General features: G+C 64.2%; 21 protein-coding genes. 9 read left to right on the top strand and 12 right to left on the bottom strand.

What is annotated here, in order from left to right:
• Window positions 1-3: 3 nt before the first annotated feature.
• The 3 genes from C9E81_RS05105 (at window position 4) to C9E81_RS05095 (ending at window position 4,051) form a co-directional block, all read left to right on the top strand.
• Window positions 4-846 carry a ferredoxin--NADP reductase gene (locus tag C9E81_RS05105; protein WP_122111252.1) on the top strand — a complete coding sequence of 281 codons (843 nt, stop codon included), beginning with the start codon at window positions 4-6 and terminating at the stop codon, window positions 844-846.
• A gap of 113 nt (window positions 847-959) precedes the next feature.
• A complete protein-coding gene (cobO, locus tag C9E81_RS05100; protein WP_122111251.1) occupies window positions 960-1,589 on the top strand; it encodes a cob(I)yrinic acid a,c-diamide adenosyltransferase in 630 nt (209 codons plus the stop codon).
• Window positions 1,590-1,681: 92 nt separating this feature from the next.
• The gene (locus C9E81_RS05095; protein WP_243698518.1) at window positions 1,682-4,051 is read left to right on the top strand and encodes an ATP-dependent helicase; all 2,370 of its coding nucleotides are present in this window, start codon (window positions 1,682-1,684) and stop codon (window positions 4,049-4,051) included.
• 194 nt (window positions 4,052-4,245) lie between these two features.
• Here C9E81_RS05095 and C9E81_RS05090 read toward each other — a convergent pair whose 3' ends face one another.
• The 5 genes from C9E81_RS05090 to C9E81_RS22850 all read right to left on the bottom strand — a co-directional run bounded on the left by C9E81_RS05090 (window position 4,246) and on the right by C9E81_RS22850 (window position 8,679).
• The gene (locus tag C9E81_RS05090; protein ID WP_122111249.1) at window positions 4,246-4,650 is read right to left on the bottom strand and encodes a GFA family protein; all 405 of its coding nucleotides are present in this window, start codon (window positions 4,648-4,650) and stop codon (window positions 4,246-4,248) included.
• A gap of 112 nt (window positions 4,651-4,762) precedes the next feature.
• Window positions 4,763-6,085, bottom strand: a complete 1,323-nt coding sequence (locus tag C9E81_RS05085; RefSeq protein ID WP_122111248.1) for an HlyC/CorC family transporter — start codon at window positions 6,083-6,085, stop codon at window positions 4,763-4,765.
• Window positions 6,086-6,093: 8 nt separating this feature from the next.
• On the bottom strand, window positions 6,094-7,068 hold the full coding sequence (locus C9E81_RS05080) for a site-specific tyrosine recombinase XerD (RefSeq protein WP_122111247.1): 975 nt from the start codon (window positions 7,066-7,068) through the stop codon (window positions 6,094-6,096).
• Window positions 7,065-8,549: a hypothetical protein gene (locus C9E81_RS05075; protein ID WP_122111246.1), complete on the bottom strand. Its 1,485-nt coding sequence runs from the start codon at window positions 8,547-8,549 to the stop codon at window positions 7,065-7,067. The genes C9E81_RS05080 and C9E81_RS05075 overlap by 4 nt, the downstream gene beginning before the upstream one ends.
• Window positions 8,542-8,679, bottom strand: a complete 138-nt coding sequence (locus C9E81_RS22850; RefSeq protein ID WP_166461823.1) for a hypothetical protein — start codon at window positions 8,677-8,679, stop codon at window positions 8,542-8,544. The genes C9E81_RS05075 and C9E81_RS22850 overlap by 8 nt, the downstream gene beginning before the upstream one ends.
• A 145-nt stretch (window positions 8,680-8,824) precedes the next feature.
• Here C9E81_RS22850 and C9E81_RS05070 point away from each other — a divergent pair, with 145 nt between their 5' ends.
• The gene (locus C9E81_RS05070) at window positions 8,825-9,361 is read left to right on the top strand and encodes a shikimate kinase (RefSeq protein WP_122111245.1); all 537 of its coding nucleotides are present in this window, start codon (window positions 8,825-8,827) and stop codon (window positions 9,359-9,361) included.
• Entirely contained in the window at window positions 9,358-10,470 is a 1,113-nt protein-coding gene (aroB, locus tag C9E81_RS05065; protein WP_122111244.1) for a 3-dehydroquinate synthase, read from the top strand. The genes C9E81_RS05070 and aroB overlap by 4 nt, the downstream gene beginning before the upstream one ends.
• A gap of 193 nt (window positions 10,471-10,663) precedes the next feature.
• Here aroB and C9E81_RS05060 read toward each other — a convergent pair whose 3' ends face one another.
• Entirely contained in the window at window positions 10,664-11,710 is a 1,047-nt protein-coding gene (locus tag C9E81_RS05060) for a Leu/Phe/Val dehydrogenase (RefSeq protein WP_122111243.1), read from the bottom strand.
• A 236-nt stretch (window positions 11,711-11,946) separates the two neighbouring features.
• Window positions 11,947-12,429 (bottom strand): single-stranded DNA-binding protein, encoded by a 483-nt coding sequence (gene ssb, locus C9E81_RS05055; protein ID WP_122111242.1) that lies wholly within the window; start codon window positions 12,427-12,429, stop codon window positions 11,947-11,949.
• 214 nt (window positions 12,430-12,643) lie between these two features.
• Here ssb and C9E81_RS05050 point away from each other — a divergent pair, with 214 nt between their 5' ends.
• On the top strand, window positions 12,644-13,267 hold the full coding sequence (locus tag C9E81_RS05050) for a lytic transglycosylase domain-containing protein (protein ID WP_243698517.1): 624 nt from the start codon (window positions 12,644-12,646) through the stop codon (window positions 13,265-13,267).
• Between the two features lie 86 nt (window positions 13,268-13,353).
• On the opposite strand, the gene C9E81_RS05045 is transcribed toward C9E81_RS05050, so the two are convergent.
• The 5 genes from C9E81_RS05045 to C9E81_RS22845 all read right to left on the bottom strand — a co-directional run bounded on the left by C9E81_RS05045 (window position 13,354) and on the right by C9E81_RS22845 (window position 16,908).
• Window positions 13,354-14,643: a homoserine dehydrogenase gene (locus C9E81_RS05045; RefSeq protein ID WP_122111241.1), complete on the bottom strand. Its 1,290-nt coding sequence runs from the start codon at window positions 14,641-14,643 to the stop codon at window positions 13,354-13,356.
• 128 nt (window positions 14,644-14,771) lie between these two features.
• Window positions 14,772-15,221, bottom strand: a complete 450-nt coding sequence (locus tag C9E81_RS05040; RefSeq protein ID WP_122111240.1) for a methyltransferase family protein — start codon at window positions 15,219-15,221, stop codon at window positions 14,772-14,774.
• The gene (locus C9E81_RS05035) at window positions 15,218-15,697 is read right to left on the bottom strand and encodes a hypothetical protein (protein ID WP_122111239.1); all 480 of its coding nucleotides are present in this window, start codon (window positions 15,695-15,697) and stop codon (window positions 15,218-15,220) included. Before C9E81_RS05035 ends, C9E81_RS05040 begins: the two co-directional genes overlap by 4 nt.
• Before the next feature lie 81 nt (window positions 15,698-15,778).
• Window positions 15,779-16,603 carry a glycosyl transferase gene (locus C9E81_RS05030; RefSeq protein ID WP_122111238.1) on the bottom strand — a complete coding sequence of 275 codons (825 nt, stop codon included), beginning with the start codon at window positions 16,601-16,603 and terminating at the stop codon, window positions 15,779-15,781.
• A gap of 143 nt (window positions 16,604-16,746) precedes the next feature.
• Window positions 16,747-16,908 carry a hypothetical protein gene (locus tag C9E81_RS22845; RefSeq protein WP_166461822.1) on the bottom strand — a complete coding sequence of 54 codons (162 nt, stop codon included), beginning with the start codon at window positions 16,906-16,908 and terminating at the stop codon, window positions 16,747-16,749.
• A 300-nt stretch (window positions 16,909-17,208) separates the two neighbouring features.
• Here C9E81_RS22845 and C9E81_RS05025 point away from each other — a divergent pair, with 300 nt between their 5' ends.
• The 3 genes from C9E81_RS05025 to C9E81_RS05015 are packed head-to-tail and all read left to right on the top strand — an operon-like array spanning window position 17,209 to window position 20,592.
• Window positions 17,209-17,937 (top strand): RNA methyltransferase, encoded by a 729-nt coding sequence (locus tag C9E81_RS05025; protein WP_122111237.1) that lies wholly within the window; start codon window positions 17,209-17,211, stop codon window positions 17,935-17,937.
• Window positions 17,938-17,977: 40 nt separating this feature from the next.
• The gene (gene ctaA, locus C9E81_RS05020; protein ID WP_122111236.1) at window positions 17,978-19,123 is read left to right on the top strand and encodes a heme A synthase; all 1,146 of its coding nucleotides are present in this window, start codon (window positions 17,978-17,980) and stop codon (window positions 19,121-19,123) included.
• Window positions 19,120-20,592 (top strand): carboxypeptidase M32, encoded by a 1,473-nt coding sequence (locus C9E81_RS05015; RefSeq protein ID WP_122111235.1) that lies wholly within the window; start codon window positions 19,120-19,122, stop codon window positions 20,590-20,592. Before ctaA ends, C9E81_RS05015 begins: the two co-directional genes overlap by 4 nt.
• Window positions 20,593-20,595: the final 3 nt, after the last annotated feature.

Raw genomic sequence — 20,595 nt, 5'->3', positions numbered from 1 at the left:
CAGATGACGCTGGATATGCCCGTGACCGAGGCCGCTCAGACGACCGCCAAGAAGACCTTGCCCGACGCGCAGACCGTGACGGCGGTCAAGCATTGGAACGACCGCCTGTTCTCGTTCCGGGTGACGCGGCCTGCCTCGCTGCGTTTCCGCTCGGGCGAATTCGTGATGATCGGGCTGCTTGGCGACAACGGCAAGCCGCTTTTGCGCGCCTATTCCATCGCCTCGCCCAACTGGGACGATGAGCTGGAATTCTATTCGATCAAGGTGCCGGACGGACCGCTGACCTCGAAGCTGCAGCATATCAAGGAAGGCGACGAGATCATCCTGCGTCCCAAGCCGGTCGGCACGCTGGTGCTGGACGCGCTGCTGCCGGGCAAGCGGCTGTGGTTCCTGGCCACCGGCACCGGCATCGCGCCCTTCGCCAGCCTAATGCGCGACCCCGAGACCTATGAGCGCTACGAGCAGGTCATCATGATGCATACCTGCCGCACCGCCGACGAGTTGAACTATGGCCGCGAACTGGTCGAGAACCTGCGTCACGATCCCCTGCTGGGCGAGCTTTACGGTGAGGATTTCGCCAATCGGCTGCTGTATTATCCGACCACCACGCGCGAGGATTCTCCGCTGATGGGCAGGATCACCGATAACCTCAGCTCGGGCAAGGTGCTGGATGATCTGGGCCTGCCGCCAGTGACGCCCGAAGCCGACCGCGCGATGATCTGCGGCAGTCTGGCCTTCAACGTGGATGTCAAGGCGGTGCTGGAAGGTTTCGGCCTGCGCGAGGGCGCGAATTCCGAACCGAAGGAATTCGTCGTCGAGAAGGCCTTCGTCGGCGACGGAATCTGACGCGGTTTCCGCTTTCCTGTCGGGTCATGCTTGGAAGCTGATGGCGTTTCGGTGTTTCAACGGCATGCCGGAACGCTGTATAACCCTCGCCAGCCAAGCAAAGGAGTGATCCCTTGACCGACAGTCGTGACGTGACCGCCGAGGACCAGGCCCGCCATGCGCAGAAGATGGCCAGGATCAAGGCCGCGCGGGACCGGATGATGACCACCCGCACCGGCGAAAAGGGGCTGGTGATCGTCCATACCGGGCCGGGCAAGGGCAAGTCGAGTTCCGGCTTTGGCATGATCATGCGCTGCATCGGTCACGGGATGCCCTGCGCCGTGGTCCAGTTCATCAAGGGCAATTGGGATACGGGCGAGCGCCGGCTGCTGGAGACGCATTTCCCGGATATCTGCCAGATCCACGTGATGGGCGAGGGCTTTACCTGGGAAACGCAGGACAAGCGCCGCGATATCGCCGCGGCCGAGGCCGCCTGGCGCAAGGCGCAGGAGCTGATCCGGGAACCCCGGAACCGGATGGTGCTTTTGGACGAGATCAACATCGCCTTCCGCTACGGTTATCTGGATCCGGTGGAAGTGGTCGGGTTTCTGGCCGCAGAGAAACCCGAGATGACTCATGTGGTGCTGACCGGGCGCAATGCCCCGCCCGAACTGATCGAGGCCGCCGATCTGGTCAGCGAGATTGCCGTGCTCAAGCATCCTTTCCGTCAAGGCGTCAAGGCGCAGCCGGGGGTGGAGTTCTGATCGGAAGGGGTAATCCGGCAATCTTCTCTCATTGATGAACAAATAGTGAACATCGGCTTTTCATGCGGCGCGGTCGCGGTTATGTTGCTGGCATGGAGCCGATTGATGATTCCGATAACCTCCCCCTGTCGCAACGCGCCATCGCGGCGCGGCCTGCGCCCTATCTCGAAGGTCTGAACGCGGCTCAGCGTGCCGCTGTCGAGACGCTGGAGGGGCCGGTGCTGATGCTGGCCGGGGCGGGAACCGGCAAGACCCGGGCGCTGACCACCCGCATCGCGCATCTGCTGATGCTGGGCAAGGCACGGCCGGGACAGATCCTTGCCGTGACCTTTACCAACAAGGCAGCGCGCGAGATGAAGGACCGGATCGCCGCCCTGCTGGGCGAGACGGTCGAGGGGATGCCGTGGCTGGGCACCTTCCATTCGATCTGCGTCAAGATCCTGCGCCGCCACGCGGAACTGATCGGCAATGGCGAGCTGCATCTGAAGCCCGCCTTCACCATCCTTGACACGGATGACCAGATCCGGCTGCTGAAACAGCTGATCCAGGCCGAGAACCTGGATGAAAAACGCTGGCCCGCCCGGCAATTGGCGCATCTGATCGATGGCTGGAAGAACCGCTGCCTGCCTCCGTCGAACCTGCCGAAACGCGAGAAGGCGGCATTCGATGGCTGGGGCGGGCGGCTTTACGCTGCCTATCAGGAGCGGCTCCTGTCGCTGAACGCCGTTGATTTCGGCGATCTGCTGATGCATTGCGTGACGCTGTTCCAGGCGCATCCCGATGTCCTGAAAAGCTGGCAGGAACGGTTCCGCTATATCCTGGTGGACGAGTATCAGGATACCAATGTCGCGCAATACATGTGGCTGCGGCTGCTGGCGCAGGCGCATCGCAATATCTGCTGCGTGGGCGATGACGACCAGTCGATCTATGGCTGGCGCGGCGCCGAGGTGGGCAATATCCTGCGTTTCGAGCAGGATTTCCCCGGCGCGCAGGTAGTGCGGCTGGAGCAGAACTATCGGTCCACCCCGCAGATCCTGTCGGCGGCCTCGGGGCTGATCGCGGCCAATAGCGGGCGGCTAGGCAAGACGCTCTGGACCGAGGCCGAAGCGGGAGAGAAGGTCCGCCTGATCGGTCATTGGGACAGCGAGGCCGAGGCGCGCTGGATCGGAGAGGAGATCGAGGCGTTCCAGGGCGGGCATCGCGCCGGTCTTGGCAAGGTCAGCCTGGACGATATTGCCATACTCGTGCGCGCCAGCCACCAGATGCGCGCCTTCGAGGATCGTTTCATGACCATCGGCTTGCCCTATCGCGTGATCGGCGGGCCGCGTTTTTACGAACGGGCCGAGATCCGCGACGCGATGGCCTATTTCCGGCTGGTGGTCAGCCCTGCCGACGATCTGGCCTTCGAGCGGATCGTGAACACCCCCAAGCGGGGGCTGGGTGACAAGGCTTTGCAGACCATTCAGACGGTGGCGCGGCGGCATGGCGTGCCGCTGCTCGAAGCCGCGCGGATCGCGGTCGAAGAGGGGCAACTGACCGGCAAGGGTCTTGTCAATTTGCGCGATTTCGTCGCCGCGTTGGGGCGCTGGCATGCCGATGCGCTTGATGCAGGGGCCAGCCATATCGAGCTGGCCGAGCGGATACTGGACGAATCCGGCTATACCGCCATGTGGCAGAACGACAAGTCACCCGATGCGCCGGGGCGGCTGGATAACCTCAAGGAACTGGTCAAGGCGCTGGAGGAGTTCGACAATCTCCAGGGCTTTCTGGAACATGTCGCTCTGGTGATGGACCGGGACGAGGGTGAGGCCGGGGAAGAGGTCAGCATCATGACCCTGCATGGCGCCAAGGGGCTGGAATTTCCCGTGGTCTTCTTGCCGGGATGGGAGGACGGGCTGTTCCCGAACCAGCGCGCCATGGACGAAAACGGCACCAAGGGCCTGGAGGAAGAGCGGCGGCTGGCCTATGTCGGCATCACCCGGGCCGAGCGGCTGGCGGTGATCAGCTTTGCCGGGAACCGGCGGTTATATGGTCAGTGGCAAAGTTCGATGCCGTCGAGGTTCATTGATGAACTACCTGAAGAACATATTGAAATTCTAACGCCGCCGGGGCTGTATGGCGGCGGTTACGGGGCGGCGATGGCATTTGCGGGCGCGAATGCCGGAACCGATATGCACGACCGTGCAGCGCAGGCGGATGTCTATAATTCGCCGGGATGGAAGCGGATGCAGGCCCGGGCGGCGGAGCGCAAGGCTCCGGTGAGGCGTGCGCCCGTAACCATCGATACCGAGGCCGCCGCGCATTTCAGCGTCGGCGACAAGGTCAGCCATGCCAAGTTCGGCGAGGGGCAGATCATCGGCATTGCCGAGGACACGCTGACCGTGCAATTCGCGGCGGGTTTCAAGACGATCAAGGCCGCCTATGTGACGCCTGCGGGCAGCGATCAGGACGTGCCGTTCTGAGGCTTGCGGAACTTCCATCCTGCTTGGGATCTGCCCGCATTCCGGATCGAGCACTTCCATTGACGGCTATCCGGCGGGCAATGATCTCTGCCGGTCCTGATATTCGTGAAATCGATCCCGATCCCCGGATCGGTGATTCTTCATGATATATCGGCCGGCATCTCCATGCTGGCATCGTTTCGCGCAACCCCCTTTCACCGGTCGGACGAATCCTCGTGACGCCCGGTGCCGTCGCGGTCCCGGTCGTATCGTCTTGCCAGTGGAAAGGGCGGCAGCCAGGCCTCTCGGCGGATGGTCCAGCTTTCATAGGTCGGCATCAACTGGTCGGGGGCATCCAAAGCCCCAAGATGCAGCTCGATTTCATCTCCGCTGCGCGCGAAAACCGATGAACCGCAGCGGGGACAGAAAAACCGCCCGGTATAGCTGCTTGTTTCGCCATCGACCGTTACCGCGTCCCGGGGAAATACCGCCGCAGCGTAGAAAAGGGCTCCGTGATGCTTGCGGCAGTCGAGACAGTGACAAAGGCCGACCCGGTAGGGGCGTCCCGATGCCACGATCCGGACATTGCCGCACAGGCAGCCGCCTGTGAACCGGTCCATGCCGCGCCTCCTCCTGAGCGATCTGCGGGCATGCTTATGGCAAAAGGTGGCCTCATTGCAATTGCCCGTTGCGGGGGGCAAGGCGCCGGCTCCTCACCATGATCGCGGTGCCTTACGCCTCCCGCAGGCTGTCGAGAGGGCGGATCCGCAGCTTGGTGATCCGGTTCTCGCGGCGGCTGACGACTTCGAAACGGTAGCCGTGGAAGGAAAACACCTGACCCGGTTCGGGGATGGACTGGGCCATGTGGATCACCAGGCCGGCGACGGTATTCGCCTCGTCATCGGGCAGGTTCCAGTCAAGCTGGCGGTTCAGGTCACGGATGGTCATGCCGCCATCGACCGAGTAATCGCCCTGCGCGTTCGGGGTCAGGGTCTGGTCGGCCTCGGTGTCATGCTCGTCCGCGATCTCTCCGACGATCTCTTCCAGGATATCCTCCAGTGTGATCAGCCCGCGCAAGGAGCCGTATTCATCGACTACCAAAGCGAAATGCGCACGGCGCTTCAGGAACTCCCGCATCTGCTCGTCCAGCGCGGTGGTGTCGGGAACGAAATAGGGCTTCATCGCCACTGCCATAACGTCGAATGTCTGAAGCGCGCCGGGGTCGCCGCTTTCGCGTATCGCCTTGTTGACAGCTCGCAACAGATCCTTGGCATGCACGACACCGACCACGTTTTCACGCTCGTCCTTGTAGACGGGCAGGCGAGTATGGGGACTGGCCAGCACCGCGTCGAGGATGGCCGAAGGCGACATGTCGCAATCGATCATCTGGATGCCCGAACGGTGGCGCATGATCTCTTCGACGGTGCGGTTACCCAGATCCAGGGCGCCCAGCAGGCGGTCGCGATCCTCTTTATGCACCGCGCCCGTGGCATGGCCGATCGACAGCGCGCCGGCGATTTCCTCGTGGACCGAGAACATATGCGAGCCGGGATCGGTCTTGAGCCCGAAAAGGCCGAGGATGCCGCGCACGATCAGTCGGACAACGGCGACAATCGGCGACAGCATCAGCGTGACCCAACGAATGGGCCGGGCAACGAGGCTGGCGACGTTCTCGGGGGCCGAGATCGCGTAGGTCTTGGGCATCACCTCGGAAAAGATCAGCACCAGGACCGTCATGACCAGCGTGGCGATGGCGACGCCACTGGCTCCCAGAAGGCGGGTGAACAAGGCGGTGGCGAGGCTGGCCGACAGGATATTGACGACATTGTTGCCCAGAAGGATCGCGCCGATCAGCCTTTCACTGTCCTCGGTGACTTTCAGGGCGGTTTCGGCCCCGGCATCGCCCTTGTCGGCGCGAGAGCGCAGCTTGGCGCGGCTGGATGCCGTCAGGGCGGTCTCGGAGCCCGAGAAAAAGCCTGACAGCATCAGCAGAACAAGAATTGCCGCGCTGGTGATCCAGAAAGCGGCGTCGAACATACTCGAAGGGTCGTCCATGGTGTCCGTCAGTTGTTATCGGAAGCCGGCACGTCCGGTTTGGCCGGATGAGCCAGCGGGTGGTGGTTCAGGACCAGATCGCGCATGCGCTGATCCAGAACATGGGTATAGATCTCGGTCGTGCCGAGATCGGCATGACCCAAAAGTGTCTGGATGCTGCGCAGATCGGCGCCGCCTTCCAGAAGATGCGTCGCGAAGGCATGGCGGATGACATGCGGTGTAACACGGGACGGGTCAAGCCCGGCGGTGACCGCGATTTCCTTGAGCAGCCGGCCAAAGCTCTGCCGAGGCAGGTGACCCGCCGCGCCGGGCGCGGGAAACAGCCAGCGCGCGCCCTTGCCAGCGACCAGCCGGGCCAGCGGGCTGTCCTCTGGTGCGTTGTCGCGGATGTCGAGCCAGCCGGACAATGCGCGTCGGGCGGGGGCGGTGAGCGGCACCATGCGCTCCTTGTCGCCCTTGCCCCGGATCAGCAGCACGGCGGGATCGCCCCGGCAGGCCGCCACGGGCAGGGCGACCAGTTCGCTGACCCGCATGCCGGTGGCGTAAAGCAGTTCGATCAGGCACAGGTTCCGGGCCCGGTCGGCGGGGCCACGGCCCAAAGCGGGGGCCGCGGCAAGGATTGCTTCGACCTCGTCCCGGCTCAGGGTCTTGGGCAGACGTTGGGCGCGGCCGGGGCCGTTGATGCGGATGGCGGGATCGTCCTCGCGCCAGCCTTCCTCCAAGGCGAATCGGGTGAATTGCCGGATCGACGACAGGCGCCGCGCCCGCGTGGCGCGTGACAAGCCCTGACCGTCGCAATGCGCCAGATAATCCTCGACCCTCTCGCGCGTCAGATCGGCCAATGCCAGGCGCTTATCCGCAAGCCAATCCGACAGGTCCCGCAGATCCCGGCCATAGGCCAGCAGCGTGTTCCGGGCCGCCCCGGCCTCGGCGGCCTGCGCATCCAGAAAAGCCGAAATCGCGCGATGGTCGGACATGCTCATCCCGGTGTCCCGGTCATATGCGGCAAGAGCGTCAGCTGTGCCGCTGCCAGATCGGCCTCGCCGCCCAGCCCGAGCGCCCGCAGCATCGCGATGCCTTCGGCGGCGCGCGGCAGGTCGCCATCCATGCCGGCATCGATATCCGCCATCGCCGCCAGCAATGCCTCTCCCTTCCGGTCGGCAGGGGTCAAAGGCTTCGCGACCTGCAATTCCGGGCTGATCGCGACCGGGTTGTTCGATGGCAGACCCTGCCATTGCCGCAGCCATCCGGCGATCTCACCGGCTTTTCCCTTGCTATCGGCGGGCAGATCCGCAGCCACCATCGCGGCAAGCACGTCGGTCATGCCGGCGGCGCGGAATTCATCGAAGGCGCGGGGCAGGGCGGTCGATATATTGCCCGCCGAAATCGCCGCTTCGAGCATGCGCATGGTTCCGGCACGCTCCCATACTCCGCCCGAGGCCGCCGGTTTCTGCTCGGTATAGATTTCCCGCAGCCTCGCCGCCGGGATCGCCCCGGCGCGGGCCAGCCGCTCGGCCGCCTCCAGCCGGGCCTTCCAGCCGCTATTGGCGCGCAGATCGGATTGCGCGAAGGCAAGGGGCAGGGGCTGTGTCGGCAACGGCTGGCCGATGGCCTCGTGAATGCGGAACTCCAGCGGGGTCACGCGTTCTGACGGGATCAGTTCCTCGTCGCTGTCCACATAGGAATCATGCAGGAAATGCGTCAGAAGCCGTGCCTGCTGCTCGCCGATCAGCCCCAGGTCATCCGCGCCGTTCAGGCCGATGGAGGCGGCGGCCCAATCGCCCGAATGCGCCAGGCAGAAGATCCGGGCGGCAAAGCTGGGCGCGATTCCCGGCGTGGTGTTCATGGTCTCGCAGGCACGCGATTCGTCGCCTTCCAGCAGGGCGATGTCGAACAGCCGCCGGAACTGCTCGGGATTGCCATGCCCCGAGGCGAACAGCAGTGCCTGCGCCTGCTCCAATGCGCCCATGTCCAACAGCCGGTCGGTCCGCGCCAGGAACAATTGCCCCTGCTTCATCTCCGAATCGGCGGGCGGCAAGAGCTGCGCCGTCAACACGCGCTGCAGCAACGCGTTCATCGCCGGCAGCCGGGCCGGGCTTTGCAGGATCAGATCGGCGATGGTTCCGGTCTCGCTGCCTTGCCACAGATCCTTTGGCAGACCGGCATTACGGGCGGTGATCGTTCCTGCCATGTCGGGATTGGTGCTGTCCAGCCGCGTGACCTCGATCCTGCCCACCGCACCGCTTTCCGCGACCGGTTGCGGATTGCCATGTCCCTTGACTTGCGGGGGCGGAGGATCGCCCGGTCTCCATGCGGAACTTTCCCGGGCAGGTCCCTTTACACTGCCGGACAACCATTCGCTGGCAGAAAGCGGGGCTTCGGCACATGCAGCACCGGCAAGGAACAGTTTTGCCAGCATCAGCGCCGTCAGTCCGTTGCGGATCCGGCGGTGGTGATCAATCACTCCCGTCCCCTATCTTGATCGGTGTGCGCATTTCCTGCTGGGGCGCTTGCATGTCGCCAAGATAGGCATATCCCACCAGCGCGATCAGCGCCGCGAGTATCAGCACCACCAGAAGTTTGAGTAACCGCATTTATTTCTGCCTTTGCTCTGCCTAGCCTGTATCTGTTCGACGGTCTTTTGCCGGTTTCGCCCGAATATATATGGCAATTCGGAAAAGATCACGTCATTCAGTTTCCCCGGTGCGCATGGTTGACCGGAAAAAGGGGCGATGAAAGATGAATCGGCATATCGTCATGGTCGGTATGATGGGGGCGGGCAAGACCGCGATCGGGTCCGAGCTGGCCCGGCGGCTGCATATGCCCTTTACCGACTCGGATGCCGAGATCGAAGCTGCCGCCGCCATGAGCATCAGCGAAATCTTCGCCCGCGACGGCGAGGCCTTCTTCCGTGACCGGGAAACCCAGGTCCTGTCCCGCATCCTGGACGGACCGCCGGGCGTGATCTCGACCGGCGGCGGCGCCTGGATGCAGGCCGGGAACCGCGAATTGATCCGCGCGCATGGGCTGTCTGTCTGGCTGAACTGCGATCTGGAAACGCTCTGGCACCGGGTGAGCCAGCGCAGCACACGACCCCTGTTGAAGACCGCCGATCCCAAGGGGACCTTGGCAAGGCTGATAAGACAGCGGTATCCGGTCTATGCGCTTGCGGACGTGACGTTCGACGCCCGTGCCGATGACAGCATCCAGGTGGCGGCAGCCCGGCTGATCAAGCTGCTTCGCCGCGTGGTTCCCGAACTCCAGGAGACGAAATGACCGAAGCCACCCATGTTCACGTCCCCCTGGGCACGCGTGCCTATGACGTTCGTATCGGGCCGGGTCTGATCGCCCGGGCCGGGGCAGAGATCGCCCCGTTCCTTCGCCGCTCCCGCCTCTGCATCATCACGGATGCAACCGTCTCGGCGCTGCATCTGGACCGGCTGCGCGACGCGCTGAGCGCCGAGGGGATCTCGTCCGAGGCGCTGGTCCTGCCGGCGGGCGAGGCAACCAAGAGCTGGCCGCATCTGACCCGCTGCGTCGAGTGGCTGCTGGAGCAACGGGTCGAGCGGCGCGATATCGTCGTGGCGCTTGGCGGTGGGGTGATCGGGGATCTGGTCGGTTTCGCGGCGGCGATCCTGCGGCGCGGCGTGGGCTTCGTGCAGATCCCGACGACGCTTCTGGCGCAGGTCGACAGCAGCGTCGGCGGCAAGACCGGCATCAACAGCAGCTTCGGCAAGAACCTGATCGGCGCCTTTCACCAGCCCGCGCTGGTGCTGGCCGATGTCGGGGTGCTGGACACGCTGGCCCCGCGCGATTTCCTGGCAGGATATGGCGAGGTGGTGAAATACGGGTTGCTGGGCGATGCCGGTTTCTTCGAGTGGCTGGAACAGCACGCACCGCTCCTGCGCGACGATATGCAACTGCGCCAGCAGGCGGTGGCGCATTCGGTGCGGATGAAGGCGGAAATAGTGACCCGCGACGAGACCGAGCAGGGAGAGCGGGCGCTGCTGAATCTCGGCCATACCTTCGGACATGCGCTGGAGGCGGCGACAGGCTATTCCGACCGGCTCCTGCATGGCGAGGGCGTGGCGATCGGCTGCGCGCTCGCTTTCGATCTGTCGGCGCGGATGGGGCTGTGCAGCCAGGAGGCCCCGTCCCGCGTGACAGCGCATCTGCGAAAGATGGGCATGCCCGCGAAACTGACGGATATTCCGGGCGAACTGCCTGACGATCAGGCGCTGATCGCCCTGATGGGGCAGGACAAGAAGGTCGTCGATGGCAAGCTGCGCTTCGTGCTGGCCCGCGCGATTGGCGAGGCCTTTGTCAGTGACGATGTGCCGGGCGATATGCTGACCGCTGTGCTGCGGGATTCGCGGAGGGCCTGATCGCCAGGGCAGTTTGCAGCATGTCGGGTCCGGTAGCGAGTTGCGTCCCGCGGCACCGGGGGCTGACGGCCCCCGGACCCCCGTGGATATTTTTGTGAAGAAGAAGAGTATTCGGGTGGGTCCGATTGAGCGCAAACTGCGCTCAGAACGGGGCGGAGAAGTCGATTCTGCCGCCGCATCCCACGCATCCCGGTCAGGCGGCGCTTGCCTCGCGCAGCATCCGCTCGACCATCTCGTCTGCGATCAGCTCCGTGCTGCGGTCCTCGGCGCTGGCGCGGGCCAGCATCTCGGCCACGCGTTCCGCGATCCCGTCCAGGCGCTCGCGCCGCCACCTGTCGCCCGTGCGGTGGATCTCGCTGGCGACGCTGATGATCCCGCCGGCATTGACCACGTAATCGGGCAGATAGGTGATCCCCCGCGTCCGCAGCGCCTCTGCGATCCCGGGGCTCGTCAACTGGTTATTCGCGGCGCCGCAGACAAGCCGGGCCTGCAGTTTCGCGCTGCTGTGTTCGTCAAGCACTCCGCCCAGGGCACAGGGGGCGAAAATATCCATCCGCTGCTCGAAAACCGCGTCTGGAGCGCAGATTTCCGCGCCAAGGCGCGTTTTTGCCTCCTCCAGCGCCGCGGCATGAATATCCGTGACGATCAGTTCGGCCCCGGCCTCGTGCAGCTTTTGCGCAAGCGAAAGCCCGACATGGCCCAGCCCCTGCACCAGCACGCGCCGCCCGGTCAGGTCGTCGCTGCCGAACACATGCGCCGCGCCGATCCTCAGGCAGCGGAACACGCCCTCGGCGGTCCATGGCGAGGGATCGCCCGATGCGCCCGACAATCCCACGGCATAGCGGGTCTCGGCCGCGGCATGGGCCATGTCCTCGGGCGAAATGCCAACATCCTCGGCAGTGTAATACATGCCCTTCAGCGCATCCACCGCGCGGCCGAAAGCGCGCATCATCGCGGGTGTCTTGTCGCGGCGTGCATCGCCGATGATGACCGATTTGCCGCCACCCAGCCCCAGTCCGGCCATCGCATTCTTGTAGGTCATGCCGCGCGCCAGCCGCGTGACATCGGCGATCGCCTCGGCATCATCGGCATAGTCCCACATCCGGCAGCCGCCCGCCGCGGGTCCAAGCACGGTCGAGTGAACGCAGATCAGTGCGCGCAGCCCCGATGATGCATCCTCGGCCAGCACCAGCCGCTCGAATCCCTCGGATATGTCGAGATCGGTGAGTTTCAGTTCCATGTCCGGCTCTCCTCCTCGCTGGCGCTCCGGCCCGGACCGCCTTGAAACAAGGTCAGAAAACGGCTTTGCGCATCTATTGCAAGTATAGGATCATTCGCAAAGGACGCATGGGGTGCGGCGCAATTTGCGTCGGAATCGAGGCCGTTCGGCGCAATTTTAGCGCAGTTCCGTCGAAAACGAACGGGCGGCCCCCTGGACCGCCCGACCTGATGATTCGCCGCGTTTACCTCATGCCGTCAGAACGGAATCTCGTCGTCGTAATCGCTGCGGCCGCCGCCCGATGGGGCGCCACCGCCCGACGGCCCGCCATATCCGCCGCCGCCACCGCCGAAGCCTCCCGGATCACGGCCGCCGCCGCCGCCTTCGCCACGCCCGTCCAGCATGTGCAATTCGCTGCGATAGGGGCGCAGCACGACTTCGGTGGAATAGCGGTCCTGGCCGCTCTGATCCTGCCATTTGCGGGTTTCGAGCTGGCCTTCGATATAGACCTTGGATCCCTTGCGCAGATATTGCTCTGCCACACGGGCGAGGGGTTCAGAAAAGATCGCGACGGAATGCCACTGGGTGCGCTCCTGCGCCTCGCCGGTGTTGCGGTCCTTCCAACGTTCGGACGTCGCGATCCGCAGATTGACCACCTTGCCGCCATTCTGGAACGTGCGGACTTCGGGGTCCTGTCCCAGATTGCCGACCAGAATGACCTTGTTGACGCTGCCTGCCATGCTGGGCTCTCCGGTTTTTCGATATGCTGTCGCCGGTCTATCCCAGTGACGGCGAATACTGCAAGCAATTCACGCCTGAACCCATCGCTGCGGCATCGGCTGTTTTCCGCTTTTCACTGCCCCTGCACCATGCAAGAAAAAGCCTTGCTGGCGATGGCTGGAAATTGATGTATAGTGCGGAAAAAATAAAGCCAGGCGAACGAGGGCGAACTCCATGAGGATCATACCGGTGATGAAAGCCGCGATCGGCGCGGCGTTGCTGGCGGGGCTTGCGCTGCCAGCGTCGGCAGAGGGGTTGCGGCTGTCGGGCAGTTCCTCCAAATCGCGCGCCGATCAATTCGCGCGCCAGACCCGGCTGATGGATTCGCGGCTTGCCTCGCAATACCAGCAATCCGCCAGGCTACAGCCCGGCGGCGACAACCGCAGTATTATCGAACTGGACCTGTCCCCGAATATTCCCGCCTATAGCGGCAGGCGGACGGAATATCTGCCCCATGCCCGCGCGGCGGCGCAGCGCTATGGCATCCCCGAGGATCTGTTCCTGCGCCTCGTGCAGCAGGAATCGGGCTGGAACCCGAACGCCCGTTCCCACAAGGGAGCAACCGGATTGGCGCAACTCATGCCGGGCACGGCTTCGAGGCTCGGGGTGAATCCGCATGACCCGGTGCAGAACCTGAATGGCGGGGCGCGCTATCTGCGCATGATGTATAACCAGTTCGGCAACTGGCGGCTGGCGCTGGCGGCCTATAATGCCGGTCCCGCCGCTGTCTCCAAATATGGCGGCATTCCGCCCTATCGCGAGACCCGCAACTACGTGCGCATCATCGCGGGCGGGTGATCCGCGCCCGCCTTCTTCTTTGAAGAAATACCTTCGGGGGTGAATTGGCCGCAGGCCAAGAGGGGGCGCGAGCGCCCCCTGTTTCGTCACACCTCCTCGATCCGCAATTCCACCGGATCGCTGACCAGCACACCGGTTCGCGGCAGGGCTTCGATCGCGAAATCTATCGCCTCCGGTGTGGTCTTGTGCGTCACCACCAGGACCGGCACGCTGCTGTCGCTGGCATGGCCGTATTGCCGCATCCGGTCGATCGAGATCCCGGCATCGCCCAGTATCGCGGCCACCTTGGCCAGTGCCCCGGGCTTGTCCTGCAATTCGAGCCGAATGTAATAGGCCGCAGGAACCGCGGTGCGGGCGGGCTGCGCGGGTTCAAGATCGGCGGCGGGCTGGCCAAAGACCGGCATGCGCACGCCCCGCGCAATCTCGACGATATCCGACATCACGGCGCTTGCCGTCGGGCCTTCGCCGGCGCCCGCGCCGCGCAGCACGATCTGGCCCACGCTGTCGCCTTCGACCACCACCATATTGGTGCCCCCCGCCAGTTGCCCGATGGGACTGTCGGCGGGAACGAGGCATGGCGACATGCGCTGCTCCAGCCCGCGCGGGGTCATCTGGGCGATGCCCAGCAGCTTGATCCGGTAGCCCATATCCGCCGCGCGGCGGATATCGTCGATGCTGATGCGCTCGATCCCCTCGATCTCGACGGCGTCGAAATTCACCCTCGTGCCGAAGGCGATCGAGGACAGGATCGCCAGCTTGTGACCCGCATCGATCCCGCCGACATCCAGGTTGGGATCGGCCTCCAGGTAGCCGAGTTGCCGCGCCTCCTCGAACACTGCCTCATAGGGCAGGCCGGCATTCTCCATCCGGGTCAGGATATAGTTACAGGTGCCGTTCATCACCCCCATGACGCGGGTGATGCCGTTTCCGGCCAGCGACTCGGTCATGGTCTTGATCACCGGGATGCCGCCCGCAACCGCCGCCTCGAAGCGGATCACCCGGCCAAGGCTCTCGGCCAGTTCGGCCAGCTCCTGCCCATGCATCGCCAGAAGCGCCTTGTTCGCGGTCACGACATCCTTGCCGGAACGCAAGGCCGCCTCGATGCTGTCCCGGGCGATGCCGTTGTCGCCGCCGATCAGCTCGACATAGATATCCACGTCCCCGGCCTGTGCCACGGCCATGGGATCGCTTTCCCAACGATAGGCCGAGATATCCGCGTCGCGGTTCTTCATCCGGTCGCGGGCGCTGATGGCAGTAATTGCAATCCCGCGTCCCGACCGCTTCGCCAGCAGGTCGGCGTGCTTCTGAACGATCTTGACGACACCGATCCCGACGGTGCCAAGCCCGGCGATGCCGAGGCGGAGGGGGGACGACATGAAAGCCTCTCGGTTTGGATTGCGCGGGTTGTTAGCGCGCCCGGCGCGGCGTTGCAACGAGAGAACAAAACTTTGGGCGAAGTGTTGAGTGCTGCGCATCAGGATTGATGACGACTGGCACACTCAGATCATATCCAGCGGCGCGTCCGCTTGCCGTATTGCGCAAATTCATCGGGAAAGGTCCGTGCAAGCCGATCCTCTTCCGGACCAATGAAGCGATGCCGGATCACGATCATCAGCAATGGCACCAGCAGAGCTGCGGCAAGGGGGGCACCAAAGGTAAAGCACAGCCCGCCGACCACCAGTAAATCGCCCAGATAGATTGGGTTCCGCGACAGGGCGAAAACGCCGCCGGTTACCAGATTCGCCGGTTGACCGAACGGATCAAGCGTGGTGCGATGGCTTCGCATCGTAAGAGAGGCGATCAACATTATTGCAACACCTGCGCAGATCAGCAGCACTCCCGGCCACAACAGCCAGTCCGGCCCGTGGGGTATCGACAGTCCGGCGAGAACGGCGAGTATAGCGAAACCCAAAGCCCATAATTGCGGGTAATCGGCAGTCAGACGCCAGGTCATTCCTCTTCGTCACCCGCCAGTTCGCCCTCTATCCCGGTCGCGCGCATGATCGAGACGACCCGCCGAGAGATCCTTAGCGTGTCGGCGTGGATTTTCCTGACATCTTTGGCATTCATCTCGTCGGGATAGCGTTCGCCGCGCGTGTTGATGAAAGTCGGGTGCCAGTATCCCGGCTCGCTTCCCGGACGCCAGGAGGCATGGCACAGAAGATTGCGCTTCAGACGGATTCCGGTCAGTTCGTCGGCAAGGGTTTGGCGGTCATCGGCCTTTGCCCGCTTGGCCGAGGCGATGAAACTGTCGATCAGGGTGCCCAGGGTGTCGTCGGCGATTTCCTCCATCCGCCGCAACCATTTCTCCAGCTCCTTCTCGCTGACATCCTCGCCCAGGCCCTGGCGGGTCAGGGAAAAGATGGCGCGTTTGAGGGCTTCCTCGAGGAAACCGAAGCCGGAGACGGCATGGCCGATCGCGGCGGCCATTTCATCCGAGAGGCGGTCAGGGGCGCGGGCAGGCTCATCTGTATCGTCTTGTATCGAGGTTTCGGTGCTTTTGGAAAACAGCTATTCGCGCCACATGGTTTCGACCCAACGGGCGGGGCGCAGGTAATGGCGCAGATGTTTCACCAGGCCCTCGCGGCGATCCTTGCCGAACGTGGCCCGCAGGTGATCCAGCGGCGCGCGGGGGATGCCATGCTCGTCCCACCGCCCGGCGATGGCGTCGGGCGGGTTCAGGTTGCCGGGGAAGATGACGATCTTCGCGCCGCGCGGAATCCGCGGCTCCTTGATGTAATTCAGCGGAAAGATCGGCACGCATTGCAGCCGGAAATGCGCCATCCAGCGCAATGGCCAGAACTTGACCCCGCCCGGCGCGTTGCGCGTCACGAAGCGCTGTTCGTAGCGATAGGTATCGGCCACCCCCTGGGGATCGGCGCGGAAGATATCCTGCAAGGGGGCCAGCTTGCCCACCCGCATCCGGTAGACCGAGGTTTGCCCCATCCGTTCGAGGGGTGTATTGAGATTGCGCCCCAGGATCGTGTCATCCGGATCGCCATACTCGAAAAAGCCGTCGATATTGGCGGTGATGACCACGTCCAGATCAAGAAACAGCACCACGCCGGTCACATCGCCAAGATCGCCCCACAGCCGGGATTTCGGCCATTTTCCACGGGTGCGCTCGGGTGCCTTGTACTCGAATTCGGGCAGGGGGCGCACGGCGATATCGGGATGCAGCCCGGTGCCGTCATCGGTGAAGCAGTAAAGCCGGAAGGGCGGCGTGATGTTCCGCGAGATCATGCCGTGCAGGCGGTTCACATATTCCGGCCCGAACTTGCTGCCCCATTTGATGCAGATGATCTGCTTGACCGATCCGTTGCGCCCGTCACTCATGCTGTCCTCGCCATTTCAGCGAAAGCGTTTCACAGCACGCCGCCGAGGGCAAGCGAAGAAGACCGGCAATCCGGGATCGCATTAACAGTGGGGCGGTCCCGAATTGCCCGAGGCCGGTCCCCGGGGCCTAGACCGGCAAAGGGTCAGGCGGCTCTGCCGGCGGCCCGGTAGGCGTCGAATTCGCTGATCACCCGATGCGTTTGACCTTCCCGGCTGAAATAGCCGAACATCTGTTCCAGTGCCGCCTCGGCCTCGCTGTTGCGCTGGCGGTCGGCAATGCTTTGCGGTTTCGATTCTTGGCTCATATCTGATCTGCCATATTGGAGTTGGCTCCTCCGCACCCGGCCAGATAAGGGCGATGTCCCGCGCTTTCCAGTGCTGCGACGCGGCGTCACTTTGGCATGCAATGCTGCCATGCAGAAAACGCCGCGTGTCGCACTTGGCCGGGATCTGCGTGGCTGGCTATCCCTTGACCAAACAGCTTGAGCGGATGAAGGCAGATATCCTTGCTGGCTCGAAAGCCTGCCGGTAAAGTCCGGCCCACTTCGGATTGCCGCGGATAGCGCAGCTTGCCCGTCGCTGCCGGACGGATTATTGCGCAGATCATGCAAAGCGATCACCGACCTGTCATTATCCTCGTGCGCCCGCAAATGGGCGAGAATATCGGCGCTGCAGCCCGCGCCATGCTGAATTTCGGCCTGACCGAGATGCGGCTGGTCGCGCCGCGCGACGGATGGCCCAATCCGAAGGCGGTGGCGATGGCGTCGGGCGCGGCGGGCCGGGTGCTGGACCATGCGCGAATCTATCCGACACTGGCCGAGGCGATGGAGGGCGTGGAATTCGCCTTCGCCACCACGGCGCGGGGACGGGAACTGTCGAAACCTGTTCACACGCCGCAAGAGGCGATGGAGGCGGCGCGCAGCCGCCAGGGCCGCGTCGCGATCATCTTCGGCCCCGAGCGGGCGGGGCTGGAAAATGACGATGTCGCCCGCGCCAATGCCATCGTGACGGTGCCGGTGAATCCCGAGTTCCCCTCGCTCAACCTGGCGCAGGCGGTGCTGTTGATGGGGTACGAATGGGGCCGCGTCGAATTGCCGCCCGAGCCCGCCCCGCATGGCCGCCGCCCGGTGGGCGAGATGCTGGCCGACCGGGTCGAGATCGAACGGCTCGGCGATCATTACGAGGAAAAGCTGACCGAGGCGGGCTTTTTCTTTCCCGAATCCAAGGCCGCCAATATGCGGCTGAACCTACGCAACATGTGGTCGCGGCTGGTGCTGACCCGGGGCGATGTCCGCATCCTGCACGGGATGCTGCGGCAATTGACCCGCCGCTAGGCCCGACCTACTGTCCGCCCGACCCTGAGAGGAGCAAGCGATGGCCAAGCGCCCCGTTTTCGAGGAAGTCTCGGATGACACCGCCAGCCGCCCTGTCGCCCGGACCGGCCTGATCGATGCCGCCCCGAAGGGCGCGCGCAGGGCCATCCGGCTATGGCTGATAGTCCTTTTCGTCCTGGTGGCCGCGATGATCGCCCTTGGCGGTGCGACGCGGCTGACCGGATCGGGCCTGTCGATCACGAAATGGGCACCGGTGACGGGAACGCTTCCACCGGGATCGGAAACGGATTGGCAAGCGGAATTCGACGCTTACAAGCAGATCCCACAATTTACCGAGGTCAACCCGGACATGGATCTGGCGGGCTTCAAACGAATCTACTGGTGGGAATGGTCGCACAGGTTGCTGGGGCGGCTGGTCGGGCTGATCTGGGCCGCGGGCTTTGTCGGCTTCCTTGCGGCAAGGCGCATCCCGGTGGGCTGGACGCCCCGGCTGCTGACGCTTGGCGCGCTTGGCGGGCTGCAGGGCGCGATCGGCTGGTGGATGGTCAGCTCCGGACTGGTCGAGGGGATGACCCGTGTGGCATCCTATCGATTGGCGATCCATCTGGGGCTGGCCTTCCTGATCCTTGGGCTGATCGCGTGGTATGTCACGCTCCTGTCCCGCAGCGAGGCGGATTTGCTGCGGGCGCGCAGGGCAGGCGAGGCCAAGCTGTTCTCCATGTCGACCGGGCTGATGCATCTGGCTTTCCTGCAGATCCTGCTGGGCGCGCTGGTCGCCGGGATCGATGCCGGGCGGCAATATACCGGCTGGCCGACCATGGGGGGCGAGTGGATTCCCGCGGCAATCTGGGACCCGGCACTCGGCTGGCGGAACTTTTTCGAGAATCCGGCGCTGGTGCAGTTCATCCATCGCATGGCGGGCTATCTTCTGGCGATTTTCGCGGTGGTGGTCTGGCTGCGCGCCCGCCGGTCTCCGCATCCGGTGACGCGGGGGGCCTTTACGGCCATGATCGTCATGGTCGCCATGCAGGTGGGGCTGGGGATCATGAATGTGCTTCATGCCTCGCCCTTGCCGCTGGCGCTGACCCATCAGCTTGGCGCGGTGGCGCTGTTCACGCTGATCATACGCGCCCGCCACCACGCCCGTTACCCATATGAAACCTCGGTCAGGGGGACCAGAAAATGAGTGCCATGGACGATCTTCTCGCTTTCCAGCGGCAGACCGAGGCGCTGTCCTCTGTCGCCGAGCGGTTGGGCTGGGACCAGGAAACCGTCATGCCGCGCGGCGCGACCGAGCAGCGTTCCGAGGAAATGGCGGCGATGGAGGAAGTGCTGCATGAACGCCGCACCGATCCGCGTATCGGCGAATGGCTGGCCGCCGCAAATCCGTCGACCGAGACCGAAAGGCGGATCGCCGAACTGATCGAGCGCGATTTCACCCGTGCCAGCCGGGTGCCCGCCCGTCTGGCCACCGAGATCGCCAAAACCACCTCGCTGGCGCAGGGCATCTGGGCCGAGGCGCGCGCCAACGAGGCGCCCGAGGACTTCCTGCCGATGCTGGACAAGGTGCTGTCGCTGAAGCGCGAAGAGGCGGCGGCGCTGGCCGATGGCGGCGACCTTTACGATGCATTGCTCGACGATTACGAGCCCGATACCACGGCGGCCGAGATCGCGGCATTGTTCGACGCCATGCGTCCGCGCCTCGTCGCCCTGCGCGAGGATGTGCTGGGGGCGGAGCGTCAGCCCGGAAAGCTGGACGGGCATTTCCCGCAGGAGACCCAGCTTCGGCTGGCCCGCCTTTGCGCCTCGGGTTTCGGCTATGACTGGACCCGGGGGCGGCTTGATCTGGCCGTGCATCCGTTCAGCAGCGGGCGCTGGCAGGACAGCCGTATCACCACCCGCGTGGTCGAGACCGATCCGTTCAATTGCCTCTACTCGACCATCCACGAGGTCGGCCATTCCAGCTATGAGCAGGGGATCGACGACGATTACGCCTTCACCCCCCTTGGGCGCGGCGTGTCGATGGGCGTTCATGAAAGCCAGAGCCGTATCTACGAGAACCAGATGGGCCGCGGGCGCGCCTTTGCCGGCTGGCTGTTTCACCGCATGTCGGATGCCTTCGACGGGCTGAATATCGGTGACGCGGATGCCTTCTATGCGACGGTAAACCGGGTCACGCCGGGCTATATCCGCACCGAGGCCGACGAGGTGCAATATAACCTGCATATCATGCTGCGCTTCGATCTTGAGCGCGACCTGATCGCCGGGAGGCTTGACGCCGGGGACCTGGTGGAGGCCTGGAACGCGCGCTTCCTCAAGGATTTCGGGGTTGTGGTGGACCGGCCTTCAAATGGCCTTTTGCAGGATGTGCATTGGTCCGTGGGCCTGTTCGGCTATTTCCCGACCTATGCCCTGGGCAATGTCTATGCCGGTTGCCTGAATACCGCCATGCGCGCGGCTGTGCCCGATCTGGACGAGCACCTTGCGCAAGGCGATGCCGGGCCGGGCGTGGAATGGCTGCGCGAGAACCTGCAGCGCCATGGCGGGCTGATGCCGCCGCGCCGCCTGATCGAAGAGGCGACCGGCGCCAAGATCGGGCCGGAGCCGCTGCTGGATTACCTGGAAGAGAAATTCGGGCGGATCTACGGGTTGTAGAAC

It is taken from the genome of Paracoccus alkanivorans (genome assembly GCF_003697785.1).
Lineage (GTDB): Bacteria > Pseudomonadota > Alphaproteobacteria > Rhodobacterales > Rhodobacteraceae > Paracoccus > Paracoccus alkanivorans.
The sequence above is the reverse complement of the archived record's forward strand: the minus strand, read 5'-3'. Positions and strand labels throughout refer to the sequence as shown.